The sequence below is a fragment of the Mariniradius saccharolyticus AK6 genome, assembly GCF_000330725.2.
In the GTDB taxonomy this organism is placed as follows: Bacteria; Bacteroidota; Bacteroidia; order Cytophagales; family Cyclobacteriaceae; genus Mariniradius; species Mariniradius saccharolyticus.
Map to the genome: position 1 here is coordinate 143382 of NZ_AMZY02000011.1, position 13296 is coordinate 156677.

A 13296-nucleotide genomic window follows, 5' to 3' on the forward strand; every position below is an offset into this window, starting at 1 on the left:
CGGTCGATACTCTTGGATTTTTCCTAATTTCAAATGAAAATCCATTTAACCCCATTTTCATGGCCGATCAATCCATCAATAGAAGAGAATTCCTTGGCAAGACGATTGGCTTGGCTGGAGTATCGGTTTTCGCACCATCTGTTTCCTCCGGGGCTAAACCTAAAAATCCCATTCGACCTGAATCCGCCCCTGTAGTCCTTAAGAACGTTCTTTTGGAAACGGGCTTTATCAGGGATGAAATCGAGGTAGTGGGTACCAAAACACGCCTATTTACCCTAAAGCTGGAAAACGGCGTAATCACAGAAATACTGCCTCAAGCAGCTACATCAACCGGGACCGACGCAAAAGGATTGCTCATGCTACCTGCCATGAAGGACATGCATATCCACTTGGACAAGACCTACTACGGCGGTCCCTGGAAAGCCCGGGAAAGCAAATACAAAACCGTAAAGGAACTCATCGAGCATGAGAAAAAGGTCATCCCCGAGCTGCTTCCCTATTCGACCGAGCGTGCCGAGAAGCTCATCGAGCTGTTGCAATCCAAGGGTACCAATTTTGCGAGAAGCCATGTCAATATCGAACCAACCTCACAGCTCAATTCTCTGACAAACCTGTACAAAGCCCTCGACCACAAAAAGGGCAGCTTTGAAACCGAACTCGTGGCCTTCCCCCAGCATGGGGTGTTTTACTCTGGTTCGCAGGAACTCATGAAAGAAGCTGCGCAAATGGACATCGATTTTATCGGAGGCGTGGATCCGTATTCCCTCGATGGGAATATCGAGAAAACAATGGACTTCACGATCCAGTTGGCGCTAGACTATGGAAAAGGCCTCGATATCCATCTGCACGAATCGGGCGAATCTGGGCTGCTTACCCTGCAATACCTCGTCAAAAAAGTCCTCGAAAATCCCCAACTGAAAGGCAAAAGCTATTTGAGCCACTGCTTCGTCTTAGGTGCCTTGGATGCCAAGACACTGCAGGCGACCTGTGAGGCACTCGCCGAAGCTGAAATCGGCATCACGACAACCGTACCAATCGGATACAACGTGATGCCCATACCTACCTTGATGAACCATGGTATCAAAGTGATGGCGGGGACTGACTGCGTGACCGACCATTGGCAGCCATTTGGTACGGGCAGCATGCTGGACAAGGCCAAAACGATGGCCGAACTCTACCGCTACAACCACGAATTTGGCCTTTCCAGAGCCTTGGGGATCGGTACCAAGGGCCTACTTCCATTGGATAAAGAAGGAAACCAAGTTTGGCCAAAAGTAGGAGACGAGGCGAGCTTCACCTTGGTCGATGCCAGCTGTTCCGCGGAGACTGTAGCCAGATTGAGACCTGTGGAGCAACTTTACCACAGGGGAATATTGGTGTTCGAGCGCACTGACTTGAAATGCTGACAGCATAGGAATCAACCAATTTAGCCAAAAAGGAATGCGGTGATGGCAAAGAAAGTGATCCCCTATCCCGAACCCAAAATCCAAGTTCCCAAATTTGAGGAGGAAGCGGGATTCTACATCACGCCGCAGCGCTCGGCGGTCATGTCCCGGATCAAGGGAAAAAACACCCAACCCGAAAAACTCCTCCGCAGGGCCCTATGGCATGCAGGCGTCCGGTTTCGCAGCAATAAGAAGAATCTACCCGGCAAGCCCGACATCAGCTTTATCAAGTACCGCTTGGTCGTTTTTGTGGATGGATCATTTTGGCACGGCTATGATTGGGAAAACAGAAAGGACAGCATCCACTCCAACCGTGACTTTTGGATTCCCAAAATCGAAAGAAATATGCAGCGGGATCGTGAGATCAATATATTCTACAAAAACCACGGTTGGAAAGTCCTGCGGTTTTGGGATTTTGAGGTCAAAAAGGAACTCGGCAGCTGTATCAGCAAAGTGATGGAGGCGATGGGAATTTGATTCCTTCAGTTTCCCATCAGATTCCATTTTTGAATCCGCGAGATTTCCTCTATTTTTCAATCTATTCGCATCGCGTATGTTTCAAGACCGATTTTATACCTCCTTGTATCTCCTTGTCCTTTCGGGGCTGTTTGGAATTTTGTTGGTCGCCAACAAATCCAAAACCCAAGTTTCCTTTGAGGCTTATACCCAAAATATCCCCGACTCTAAAGCTTCTTTCGGTCTAGTGCCAATACCTGGCGGCACTTTCCAAATGGGCACCAACAAAGGCAATCCCGACGAAATGCCTGCCCATGCAGTAGAAGTTTCCCCTTTTTGGATGGGAACCCACGAGATCACCTGGGATATCTTCGAATTGTTTTTGGACAAAAACTACGAGTTGGCGATCGCCGAAAAGCCACTCCCGACCCAAGTCGACGGATTGACCAGACCGAGCATTCCCTACTTGGACATGACCGCCGGCATGGGCAAGGAAGGCAAGCCCGCCATCGGAATGACCCATTACGGCGCCCTGCAATTTTGCAAATGGCTCTATGTCAAGACTGGAATCTTCTACCGCCTACCCACCGAAGCGGAATGGGAATATGCCTGCCGCGCGGGCAGCGAGACCGCCTACTTCTTTGGCAACAGTGAAAAAGCACTGGGCGACTATGCCTGGTATGGCGCCAACAGCGGCGGAAGTACCAAACCCATCGGACAGAAAAAACCCAACCCTTGGGGCCTATACGATATCCTCGGAAATGTCATGGAATGGACTTCGGACCAATATGACCCCAACCTCTACAAGCAGCGCGCTTCGCAAACCCTGAAAGACCCCGTCGTCCCCATCGCCAAGCTTTATCCGGGTGCCATCCGGGGTGGACATTACAAAAGCCCAGCCGCAGAACTTCGTTCCAGCCAAAGGATTGCCTCCAAAGCCGAATGGAAACGCATTGATCCACAGATTCCAAAAAGTCAGTGGTGGTTTCCCGAAGCGCCGTTTTTGGGCATTCGGGTCGTGCGACCGCTCAATCCTCCATCGCCCGATGAAATCATGGCCTATTACAACCAAACTCCTATCGCAGATTATTGACAACCTAAAACGATATACCCATGAAAAACCTTTCAAACCGCCGAGACTTTCTCAAAACATCCGCCCTAGTGGCAGGCGGCCTTGCTTTGCAGCCTTTCAGTATGCCCCAAGCCTACGCGGCAGGTGCTGATGTCATCAAGATCGCCGTCATCGGCTGTGGCGGACGCGGCACGGGCGCTGTATTCCAAGCCTTTGACACCGGCCACAACATCCAACTGGTCGCCATGGCGGACGCCTTCCGCGACCGGATCGACAAGAGCTACAAACCCATTTTTGACAAATATGGGGCAGAAAAAGTCAACGTCCCCGAAGACAGGAAATTCGTAGGCTTCGAAGGCTATAAGGAAGCCATCAAGCTCGCTGATGTGGTTATCCTCGCAGCGCCTCCCGGATTTAGGCCGGATCATTTTGAAGAGGCGGTAAAGCAGGGCAAACAGATTTTCATGGAAAAACCCGTAGCCACCGACTCTGCCGGCATCCGCAAGGTATTGGCCGCGGCAGAAGAGGCCAAGCGCAAAAAATTGAACGTTGTTGTCGGTCTCCAAAGGCACTACCAGTCCAATTACCGCGAAACCATCAAACAGATCCACGACGGCAAAATCGGTGACATCATCGGCGGACAGGTGTACTGGAACGATGGTGGCGTTTGGGTCAACGCCCGTCAACCCGGACAAACCGAGATGGAATACCAAATGCGCAATTGGTACTATTTCAACTGGCTGTGTGGAGACCATATCGTGGAGCAGCACGTCCACAACCTCGACGTGGCCAACTGGGTGAAGCAAAGCTATCCGGTCAAGGCATATGGTACCGGCGGACGTCAGGTCCGTACCGGCAAAGACCACGGCGAAATTTTTGACCACCATTCCGTGACCTTTACCTATGCAGACGACACGGTGATCTTCAGCGAATGCCGTCACTTCCCCGGCGCCGCCAACCGTGTGGATGAATCTTTCCAAGGCACCACAGGCAAAGCTTACCTCAGCGCCGGCAACCATGGCGAGTTGACAAGCTGGAAGGGCAAAAGCCTCTACTCCCACAACAGGGACAACAACCCCAATCCCTACCAAGTCGAGCACGATGAGCTTTTTGCCGCGATCGTCAAGGGCGAATATAAATTTGCCGATGCGGAAAATGCCGCCAAAAGCACCATGACAGCCATCCTCGGCCGCTATGCCACCTATACCGGAAAAGTCGTCACCTGGGACGAAGCCCTCAATGCCGACATCAACCTGATGCCGACCACACTTGCTTGGGATGCGATGCCAAAAGTCCTGCCCAATGCCGACGGTTTCTATCCATTCGCTATTCCCGGTAAAACCCAACTCGTATGAACAGGAGAAATTTTGTCAAAAACGTAGGCCTGGCAAGCGCGGCCACCTTGGGCACCATCAGCCCCTTGGCCGCGGCCCACTTCAACAAGGCCGGTGAAACCTTCCACCTCGACTATGCCCCGCATTTCGGGATGTTCAAGGCCCATGCAGGCGACGGACTTGTCGCCCAACTGGAGTACATGCATGCGCAGGGTTTCCGTTCCTTGGAGGACAATGGCCTCCTTGGGCGATCCGTGGAAGACCAGAATCTGATCGGAAAAACACTCGAGCGCCTCGGTATGCGGATGGGTGTCTTTGTGATCGACGGCGGGGACAACTGGAAAATCTCCCTGACCACGGGCAAGAAGGAATTTGTTGATACTTTCGTCGCCACCTGCAAAAAGTCCGTCGAAGCCGCCAAGCGCGTCAATGCCAAATGGGCCACGGTCGTCCCGGGATTTTTCGAGCGTAGGCTGCCCATCGGTATCCAAACCTCCAACGTCATCGAAGCACTGAAGCGCGGGGCAGAAATCCTCGAGCCTGCCGGACTGGTTATGGTCCTCGAGCCACTTTCCGATACGCCTGAGCTGTTTCTCAGGCATTCCGACCAAACGCACGCCATCTGCAAGGCGGTGGCGAGCCCTTCCTGCAAAATCCTCTACGACATCTACCACATGCAGCGCAATGAAGGCAACATCATCAACATGATGGAGGCCTGCTGGGACGAAATCGCCTATATCCAAATCGGTGACAACCCCGGCCGCAAGGAACCCGGCACCGGCGAGATCAACTACCTCAATGTCTTCAAATGGCTGGATGAAAAAGGTTTCAAAGGCGTCTGCGGCATGGAACACGGCAATGCCAAACCCGGCAAAGAAGGAGAGCTTGCACTCATCGAGGCATATCGGAAGGCGGATGCGTTTAAGTGAGCAGGTATTAATTCGTTCCGATTGATAATTCTGGGAAACGCCTATCTTACCAAGTTGAACTATTTGGCAATTTCAAGAGTGTTTTGCCCTATTTCACAAGTACCTAATGACCATATGATTGATTAGCGACTGACAAATTTCTGGAACTGTATTGGATTGCAGGGTTGGGTGGATGATTGGCTGGAAATCGTTCATTTGATTCAAAAAACTTGCGCGAACGATTGGCTAAACTGCGTTTTAATGCAGTTTAGGTTTTGTTGTAGTTAGTTTTACTTCAGTTCTAAGCTTCCCTTTGTCCGCAAAACCTATCAATTCTATGGTACCGGATTCCATTTCAGTCATTATCCAGCTCAGAGGTTTTAATTTGACAATCTCAATTAATTCGGGCGTATTTGATGGTAATAGACAAAGAGTCATTCCTTGTCCTTTTTCATTCACGCGAATTAGATAAATTCCTAACTCTGTTTTCAAGTCAATTTCATCAAAGAAAGCATTGTTAAGTGCTTCAATTTCCGGTTGAGATCTAAATTTCAGTAGAAACCTGAACGGGTCATCCCAATCTTTCCGATCAGGAAAGTCTAAAGCTCCCGATTCAAGTAAATGCATTGATACTTCATTACCCAAGGCCAAAGATTCAAGCGAATAAGTGTCAAATTCAATGTAATTCAGCCAAATATTCTGTTCACGTGGTTTAGGTTCTTCGATACCCCTTAGTTTATCAAAAAGATGTTTCCCATATGCAACAGGAACATAGAAGAGCATAAGGAAACCTTTGATTACTTCCCATATTTTTAGCCATGGGCTGTATTTGTAAAAGCCTTCAGTTACTTCAAATTCCATTTTGTCTAATTGACTACAACGTTTTGGGTTTATGACGGCTGCGGGTTTCGAAGCCGCGTCCTGTCCCCGAAACCAAACGTTGAACGAAGATAACACTTATAGCTTACACGTCACCGCGCTATTGCAGAAGCATTTTGTTGCCAGCCGTAGGCTACCGGGTTGTTCGCCTAGCTAGTGCTCTAAAACTAGAAAAGAAATAATGTCTTAACAATTTTGGTTCTCATCCGCAGGTATTCTTTCTTGATCATTGGTGAGGTTTGTCGTATACCTGTGTTGCAAAATATGCCAACTGTCATTTTTTGATTTGGGAAATAAAAAAGATCTGTTGTCGTTCCGATACCTCTACCTGAATGTCCAATCAGAAATTTGTATGGAAAGCTTTTGTCGGCCATTAAACCAAGTCCATAATCGGGTTTTTGTTCATCATTCCATTTTGTCATTTGTTCAAGAGTTTCTTTTTTTAAAATACCCCCACTCATGATTGTTTCTAAAAAGTGTGCTGCTTCTTTAATAGGCGCATAGATTCCATCATCTCCAATAAACCAATTTGTTGTCTCAATCGTCTCCATTGTTAAGTCTTCAACATTGCCGTCTTTATCTAGGTCCCCGTAGTGATTAACTAGTTTATTGGGTGGCGTTTCTCTATAGTATGTGTTTTTAAAGCCGTTGATTTGCAATATTTCTTTTCTCAAATAGTTGGTATGCCCTTGTAGAGTTACATGATCCATAATCATCGCAAGTAGCATAAAATTGGTACTGCTATAACGATATTTCGTACCAGGAAAATCTGTTGCTGGATGATTAAAAACATATCTCCTTAATACATTCTCATGAGTTAATGTATCCAGCTTTAGGTTTCCTGACAAATACAATTGGTTCAATTTTGGATCATTCTCATAATTGAATAATCCTGATTGATTTGACAATAGGTGTCGTACGGTGATAATCTCTCCGTTGGGAAGGTTAGAAATAATCCATTCAGGCAAGTATTCGCCTATTTTGCCATCTAACTGTAGTATTCCTTGTTCGACTAGTTTCAGAGTCGCAACAGCATTATACATTTTCCCTATGCTACCAGTTGCAAATATGCTCCCAGCTTCGATTGGCTTTCTGCTTTCTTTGTCTTGAAAGCCTGAAACTCCAATCCATTCATTTCCTTCAGAACTTTTTATATAGACTGCTACCCCAACTAGATGCCCTGCTGTCGCTTTATTGATGCTTTTTTGAATCTTCCTAAGTTTTCTCGACTGTCCATAAGAATCACTTATCGAGATTACAAAGAGCAAAACTGCAAGTAGGATTGTCGTTCCTTTACTTATAAACTCTTGATGTTTCATTGGACTTTCTACCTATGGCTGGCAACGGGATTCAGCTTGGAGACGGCGGGCATTCGAAGCCGATCTCTTCCAGCCTACTCCTAACTTCTTAAAGATACTAAACTTTCTGTTTACTCGGAACCGCCCGCTGTATCCAAGGTGATGTTATGGGCTTTTTTCTTTATAAGTAGACTTTCAAATCGATTAAAGACTTTCTGAAGTATATAATATTCTCCTTCGAAAAGACCGTTCTCAATTTCAATTATTTCACCTTTTGGGTACCTTATTGTTAAATTCATTTCACCGCTTCCTGGAATTGGAAATAATTCTTCCTCTGGATAATTCCGTATATCAACCATTTCAAATAATTGATTGAGTTGATTTAATGTTAAGGTATCCAATTGAAAATTATGTTTTCCTTTGAGGCCAGAGTATAATTCTCCTTCATAAGTCACTAATCCATTTTTGTCAATATGCATATTGAAGAACGGTAATCTTCCTTCGACAGACCCACCGTCTAAATTCAGAGATTCGAATTTATTTGGATTACTTATTGATATCCTTTCATATTTTACAGTATCATTATCACGATTAAATGGTATTAATAGAATATTATTTTTATCAATATATTGAATTATTCCAACGCTTTCTAGGTCCGAATCTTCAAGAATCAATGTGTCATTGTTAATAGAAAAATGAAAAAATCCATAATTGTCCCAAAATGGGTTTGTCATAATAGAATCTTGAACCAAAAAAGTTTGCTCACCATACCAAATTCCATTTAAATTAACTTTAAAGGATTCCTCTTCATTAGTTTCACAGGATATTAGCATTATGCTAAATAATAAAAAGAGTAGATTTTTCATGTTCGTCTAATTGCCCATAACGTTTTGCAGCTACCCGAAGGGCGGGACTTTTACCACAAAACTTGATTTGAAAAACTAATGTTTGATTAACCACAAAACTGTCTTTGGAACACGAACCACCGCCTTTTGGGTAGGTGCTGTTATGCGGTCGGCTTTCTTTTCTCACCATTGTTTCGTCACGTTTTTAAGTTTGTTGTTCTCGAATACAAGTAAAACTCTGTCAAGCGATATTGTGTCGGAATTGAAGTCCATATATTCGTAAAGTTTGTGGTCTTTAAGTTCCTTTTGAATTTGCGTTTTAGTCAGGTCGGTCTTATTAATTATTTCAATTAAATTGTCAAGGTCGTTCTCGGTGTCTGTGTAACCTTCCTTTTGATATGTCAATGTAACCGCTTGGTCAATGATTGAATAAACGCCAACTGCTGTCACCAAAAGCAAAACTGTCAAGCAAACCCAAAATGCAATTTTCCATTTATTCATTATTCGTCCTTTTTGTAAATGTCAGAACAATTCCGATAAGATTTATTAACCAATGTAGTCCAACGCAAAACATTAAATATACAAGCCAAAGAAGTCCAGAACCGCCTGAACTATTAAAGGTCAAATTGTAAAAGAACAGTCCGCTATAAAGTCCAGCTATTATTAGATTTATCGTTACCGTTTTGAGTCGGTTTTTACTTCTAATTGTCAATACACCAAGTGTCAGTCCGAAAATCAGATAGCAAAAAAGTAGATATAAATTGTCTTCGCTCATTGTTTACTGTTTCTTTTAAGCTGCCGCATAACGATTGTATATCCTCAATATTGATGATATCATCCCGATTTGGAGTGATATCAACAATATTGTTGATATTTTTCATTTAGCTTAAAAGTAAGCCCCTTTAGTTCAAAATCCAATAGAACCGAATGGAAGGGTTTCATAAAATCCCCCACTCAAAAAACATCGCCATTGCCCCCGTAACCATAGGTATTCGATCAAAGCAGAAAAACTCAATCTTTCCCCTAGACATCTTTTCTCGCAGCGTCCGCGGCTTTTCTTTGCAGCACTATCTGAGTGAAAGACGAAAAACAATCAATCCAAATCAGATGGCCTGCTCCGCTTCCTACTTCAACACATAATACGCCAACAGCCGCTGCACCTCGTAGACATTGACGGATTTGGAAAACTGCTTGCGGATACTGGGTTCCTGTTCGCTCGACACCCAAATCTTCAACTCGGCGTCCAGTTCAAAGGTGCCGGCCGTCTCCACGCTAAAGCGGGAAATACTTTTGTAGCTGATCGATTTGTACTCGACCTTGCTGCCGGTGATGCCCTGTACTTCGATCAGAATCAGGCGCTTGTTGGTAAAGATAAACGTATCCCGAATCAGCTTGAAGCCCAACTCAATTTGCTCGTTATCAGTGAGAAGCAGGCCATATTTTTTGAGCAATTCCTCCGGGCTGACTGCACCTGCATTGCCTAACAAAGCTGAAAATAGTCCCATGGTGATTGAATTTTTGAAAATTTACAAGAATGAAAATACCTGATTTACAAGCAAGTTCAAACAAACTCTAAAAAATAGTTGTGAGGGGAAATCGTATTGATGGAGATTGACTAAATTAGCTTTTAATCTATCTAAATTTTATGAGTTTAAAAGTATTCCAAGCCGCCATTACACTTACTGTGATCCTGTCATTTTCCCAAGCGACGGCCCAGCAAACAATCTTTATCAGGGTAATTGACAACCTAAGTCAAAAGCCAATCGAGAAAGTGAAAGCCTCCTACAATAAACAAAAAGCCACTTCTAATGACCGCGGGTACTTGGAATTGTTAGCAACTGAGGGCGATACGGTTCACCTGTCTCATTCCCACTACAAGGACAAAACGGTTGTTATTCCGAGAACAGCAAATGTCAAGGTACCAATGGAGGTTTTGGACAAGAAAATTGCCTACACGCCTAGCTTTGATTCGTTTTTTGGGCATTTCATCAGCCAAATTAGGTACCCAAGGGATCAACGCGAAAACAAAAAAGAGGCCTATATCCTTGTTCTTTTCGAAATAGATAGCGTTGGAAAAAGTAAATTAATAGAGGTACTGGGTGACCCGGAAAATGGTTTTTCAGAACAGTTCCCAAAATTATTTGAAAGTGCACCCGGAAATTGGGATCCTTCATACGCAGGTCGAAAAATGGCCCTGCCCGTAGTTTTCCATTTAGGTCAAGGGAATGAAATGATTGCGCCTTTACTGGATGGCGTTACATTTGACAGGCTTCTAAACGCCGTGGTAGTCACTGGTTATACCCCGAAATAACAAAATGAAAAAGAGACGAAACGCTTGGCGATTTGATACAGGCTGAGTACAACGATACCCTAACTTTTTTTCGTGATTGTCAGCTCAAATGCCCAAACAAATTTCATCAGAATGAATCCCATCGACCAATATATCAACACTTTTCCTCCCGAGGTTCAAGTACAACTAAGGAAAATCCGTTCGCTGATCCTCGAAATCGCCCCCGATGCGGAGGAAGCAATGGCCTATGGGATGCCGGGCTACAAGACCCAAGGCAAACCGCTTGTCTATTTTGCTGGCTACAAAAACCATATCGGCCTCTATGCCCTTCCCACAGGACACGCTGCTTTTGCGGCCGAACTCGCCGGCTATAAGCAAGGCAAAGGTTCGGTTCAGTTTCCGCTGAACAAACCGATGCCCTTTGATCTAATTGAGCGGATTATCCGCTTCAGGTATACCGAAAACCAAGGGAACAGGGGTTAGCCAGCGTTGATTTCACGCAAGACTGAATTTTAGTCGACTAATGTCTTTTTAATTCGTGTTTTGTTTGATATATTAGTCCTGTTCATCAATCCAATCGTTGTTATGAAAATGTTTGTTTCATTTTTCGTCATTCTGTCAATTGTTACCTCGGTCCAGGCTCAGACAGTTACGCTTAAGATTACAGATCACTTGACCAAGCAACCTCTGGAAAACATTCAAATTACCTCCGGACAACAGACCGTCCTCAGCAATGAACGTGGCTATGCACAATTCTCCGCTTCAGAGGGCGACACACTTGGACTTTGGCATCCCGATTTCGAAGAAAAAACTATTCTGGTTCCATCGGCTACAAATTTTCAAGTAACCATGGATATGTTAGAGAATAAGCTGCTTTTCCAACCAGAAATGGACAAATTCTACGCCCATTTCAGAAAAAACCTAAGGTACCCAACCTTACCCCTTAGGAAAAACATTGAGTCCTATATGATCATATTGTTTCGGGTTGGAGAATCTGGAGACAGTCAAATTCTCGAGGTGACAGGAGAAAACAAGGACGGGTTTTTGGAGCAACTACCCAATCTATTCTCAAGCCTTCCTGGAAATTGGAATACCGCCTATTCGGGCCGGACCTTCGCCTTGCCAATCGTATTCAGAAAACACAATGGCAAGGAGCTAATCGCACCAATATTGGATGGTACAGACTACGACAGATTGCTAGATCCAATTGTAGTCACGGGCTATGACCCAAGCCGATAAGAATGTTAAGCAAAATTTAACCAAAGGCCGCTGCATATTCGCCATGGGTTTCGCCACCCATCCGACTAGTAGCGGCCTTTTCGCATTTTGATTTGATATTTTTTCAGGAAACAGCTACTTTCCTTTGTTGGGGAGAAATGCATTTTCCCAATTAACCATAAACCCATCCCACGATGCTGCTCCTCACGATCTTTTTTGCTTTGGCGCTGATATTGGTTGCCATCGTCAAGTTTGATATCCATCCGTTTTTGGCCTTGTTTGTTGGAGCGATTTTGTATGGACTCATGGCGGGAATGCCTGCAGACATGATTGTGAAGTCCATTCAGGAAGGATTTGGCGGGGTCCTGGGCAGTATCGGCTTGCTGATTCTGTTGGGTGTGGTAATGGGAACTTTTCTGGAAAAAACGGGCGGCGCGATTGTTATCGCAGAAAAAATCCTTTCTTGGATCGGCCAAAAATCCATCACGATGGCCATGATGCTCAGCGGCTATATCCTGTCGATTCCGGTTTTTGGCGACAGCACCTTTATCATGATGAACCCCATCAGCAAATCCCTTTCCCTGAAAGGCAAAGTGCCGTATGCAGCCACGACCATCGCTTTGGCCTTGGGCGCGACTGCCAGCCATTCTTTGGTGCCGCCGACTCCGGGACCCATCGCCACGGCCGGCATCCTCGAGGCGGATTTGGGGATGATCATTTTCTGGGGTTTGATTATCAGCTTGATTTCCTTGATTCCAAGTTACTTTTTCATCAAGAAGTTTGTAATGTCAATCCCCTTGGAAGCCAAGATGGCGGTGTCGGACATACAAAATATTTCTGCCAAAAAACCCTCGGCCTTCAAATCCTTCCTGCCGGTGCTGGTCCCGCTATTCCTCATTATCCTGGCCTCGATCGCCAATTATCCTACGAAACCTTTTGGCGAGGGGGTCATCGTGGACACGATACTCTTTGTAGGTACTCCTGTCATCGCATTGCTGATGGGAGCATTTCTATCCTTTTTGCTTCCAACCAAGTTTGACAAGAAAATCCTATCCTCCACGGGCTGGATCGGTGAAGCCATACTCATTGCCGCACCCGTAGTATTCATCACGGGCGCGGGCGGTGTCTTTGGAAAAATGCTCCAGAATTCCGGAATCGGCGACCTTGTCAGCGGTAACCTCAGCCAAGCGGGTTGGGGGATATTCCTGCCCTTTGCGATCGCCTTCGCGTTGAAGACCGCACAGGGTTCCTCTACCGTGGCGATGATCACCACGGCATCCATCATTGCGCCTTTGTTGGGAACCTTGGGACTTGATTCGGAGACGATGCGGGTGTTTGCGGCATTGTCTATCGGTGCAGGTGCGGTGGCTATCTCGCATGCCAATGACAGCTTCTTCTGGGCCGTCACCCAACTCTCGGGACTCAGCATCAAGCAAGGCAATATGAGCCACAGCATCGGAACGATGATTATTTCCTTTACGGCGATTGCTTTGATCTATCTGCTGACGCTGGTGGTGTAGCCTGCGGGTAATCCGAATTATATTATTAGGA

At 45.6% G+C, this 13296-nt stretch carries 14 protein-coding genes; 9 read left to right on the forward strand and 5 right to left on the reverse strand.

The annotated features are described in order from the left end of the window. The first annotated feature begins 59 nt into the window (after positions 1-59). The 5 genes from C943_RS12040 to C943_RS12060 all read left to right on the forward strand — a co-directional run bounded on the left by C943_RS12040 (position 60) and on the right by C943_RS12060 (position 5236). Positions 60-1406, forward strand: a complete 1347-nt coding sequence (locus C943_RS12040; protein ID WP_008628082.1) for an amidohydrolase — start codon at positions 60-62, stop codon at positions 1404-1406. A 42-nt stretch (positions 1407-1448) separates the two neighbouring features. Then, positions 1449-1922, forward strand: coding sequence for a very short patch repair endonuclease (locus tag C943_RS12045; RefSeq protein WP_040480487.1), 474 nt, complete (start codon positions 1449-1451; stop codon positions 1920-1922). A gap of 76 nt (positions 1923-1998) precedes the next feature. Further along, complete coding sequence (locus C943_RS12050) at positions 1999-2994, forward strand: formylglycine-generating enzyme family protein (RefSeq protein WP_008628086.1); 996 nt, start codon at positions 1999-2001, stop codon at positions 2992-2994. A gap of 20 nt (positions 2995-3014) precedes the next feature. Beyond that, complete coding sequence (locus C943_RS12055) at positions 3015-4328, forward strand: Gfo/Idh/MocA family oxidoreductase (RefSeq protein ID WP_040480489.1); 1314 nt, start codon at positions 3015-3017, stop codon at positions 4326-4328. Then, positions 4325-5236 carry a hydroxypyruvate isomerase family protein gene (locus C943_RS12060; RefSeq protein ID WP_008628090.1) on the forward strand — a complete coding sequence of 304 codons (912 nt, stop codon included), beginning with the start codon at positions 4325-4327 and terminating at the stop codon, positions 5234-5236. Before C943_RS12055 ends, C943_RS12060 begins: the two co-directional genes overlap by 4 nt. 237 nt (positions 5237-5473) lie before the next feature. Here C943_RS12060 and C943_RS12065 read toward each other — a convergent pair whose 3' ends face one another. The 5 genes from C943_RS12065 to C943_RS12090 form a co-directional block, all read right to left on the reverse strand. Next, positions 5474-6076, reverse strand: a complete 603-nt coding sequence (locus tag C943_RS12065) for a hypothetical protein (RefSeq protein WP_008628091.1) — start codon at positions 6074-6076, stop codon at positions 5474-5476. Between the two features lie 185 nt (positions 6077-6261). After that, on the reverse strand, positions 6262-7413 hold the full coding sequence (locus C943_RS12070; RefSeq protein ID WP_008628093.1) for a serine hydrolase domain-containing protein: 1152 nt from the start codon (positions 7411-7413) through the stop codon (positions 6262-6264). 110 nt (positions 7414-7523) lie between these two features. Further along, complete coding sequence (locus tag C943_RS12075; protein ID WP_008628095.1) at positions 7524-8258, reverse strand: DUF6438 domain-containing protein; 735 nt, start codon at positions 8256-8258, stop codon at positions 7524-7526. A 162-nt stretch (positions 8259-8420) separates the two neighbouring features. Further along, positions 8421-8738 carry a hypothetical protein gene (locus C943_RS12080; protein WP_008628096.1) on the reverse strand — a complete coding sequence of 106 codons (318 nt, stop codon included), beginning with the start codon at positions 8736-8738 and terminating at the stop codon, positions 8421-8423. A 623-nt stretch (positions 8739-9361) separates the two neighbouring features. After that, the gene (locus C943_RS12090; protein ID WP_008628100.1) at positions 9362-9742 is read right to left on the reverse strand and encodes a PH domain-containing protein; all 381 of its coding nucleotides are present in this window, start codon (positions 9740-9742) and stop codon (positions 9362-9364) included. Between the two features lie 140 nt (positions 9743-9882). Between C943_RS12090 and C943_RS12095 the strand changes: the two genes are divergently transcribed. The 4 genes from C943_RS12095 to C943_RS12110 all read left to right on the forward strand — a co-directional run bounded on the left by C943_RS12095 (position 9883) and on the right by C943_RS12110 (position 13265). Further along, positions 9883-10548, forward strand: coding sequence for a hypothetical protein (locus C943_RS12095; protein WP_008628102.1), 666 nt, complete (start codon positions 9883-9885; stop codon positions 10546-10548). A 111-nt stretch (positions 10549-10659) separates the two neighbouring features. Continuing rightward, on the forward strand, positions 10660-11010 hold the full coding sequence (locus C943_RS12100; RefSeq protein ID WP_008628104.1) for an iron chaperone: 351 nt from the start codon (positions 10660-10662) through the stop codon (positions 11008-11010). A gap of 102 nt (positions 11011-11112) precedes the next feature. Further along, entirely contained in the window at positions 11113-11766 is a 654-nt protein-coding gene (locus tag C943_RS12105; RefSeq protein WP_008628105.1) for a hypothetical protein, read from the forward strand. A gap of 173 nt (positions 11767-11939) precedes the next feature. Beyond that, complete coding sequence (locus C943_RS12110) at positions 11940-13265, forward strand: GntP family permease (RefSeq protein ID WP_040480495.1); 1326 nt, start codon at positions 11940-11942, stop codon at positions 13263-13265. Positions 13266-13296 lie beyond the last annotated feature (31 nt).

Excerpts from the sequence above, each read along its gene's own strand:
- C943_RS12040 (WP_008628082.1), top strand. The coding sequence starts at position 60 with ATGGCCGATCAATCCATCAATAGAAGAGAATTCCTTGGCAAGACGATT.
- C943_RS12055 (WP_040480489.1), top strand. The coding sequence starts at position 3,015 with ATGAAAAACCTTTCAAACCGCCGAGACTTTCTCAAAACATCCGCCCTA.
- C943_RS12050 (WP_008628086.1), top strand. The coding sequence starts at position 1,999 with ATGTTTCAAGACCGATTTTATACCTCCTTGTATCTCCTTGTCCTTTCG.
- C943_RS12080 (WP_008628096.1), bottom strand. The coding sequence starts at position 8,738 with ATGAATAAATGGAAAATTGCATTTTGGGTTTGCTTGACAGTTTTGCTT.
- C943_RS12045 (WP_040480487.1), top strand. The coding sequence starts at position 1,449 with ATGGCAAAGAAAGTGATCCCCTATCCCGAACCCAAAATCCAAGTTCCC.
- C943_RS12105 (WP_008628105.1), top strand. The coding sequence starts at position 11,113 with ATGAAAATGTTTGTTTCATTTTTCGTCATTCTGTCAATTGTTACCTCG.
- C943_RS12110 (WP_040480495.1), top strand. The coding sequence starts at position 11,940 with ATGCTGCTCCTCACGATCTTTTTTGCTTTGGCGCTGATATTGGTTGCC.
- C943_RS12060 (WP_008628090.1), top strand. The coding sequence starts at position 4,325 with ATGAACAGGAGAAATTTTGTCAAAAACGTAGGCCTGGCAAGCGCGGCC.
- C943_RS12100 (WP_008628104.1), top strand. The coding sequence starts at position 10,660 with ATGAATCCCATCGACCAATATATCAACACTTTTCCTCCCGAGGTTCAA.
- C943_RS12070 (WP_008628093.1), bottom strand. The coding sequence starts at position 7,413 with ATGAAACATCAAGAGTTTATAAGTAAAGGAACGACAATCCTACTTGCA.
- C943_RS12095 (WP_008628102.1), top strand. The coding sequence starts at position 9,883 with ATGAGTTTAAAAGTATTCCAAGCCGCCATTACACTTACTGTGATCCTG.
- C943_RS12090 (WP_008628100.1), bottom strand. The coding sequence starts at position 9,742 with ATGGGACTATTTTCAGCTTTGTTAGGCAATGCAGGTGCAGTCAGCCCG.
- C943_RS12075 (WP_008628095.1), bottom strand. The coding sequence starts at position 8,258 with ATGAAAAATCTACTCTTTTTATTATTTAGCATAATGCTAATATCCTGT.
- C943_RS12065 (WP_008628091.1), bottom strand. The coding sequence starts at position 6,076 with ATGGAATTTGAAGTAACTGAAGGCTTTTACAAATACAGCCCATGGCTA.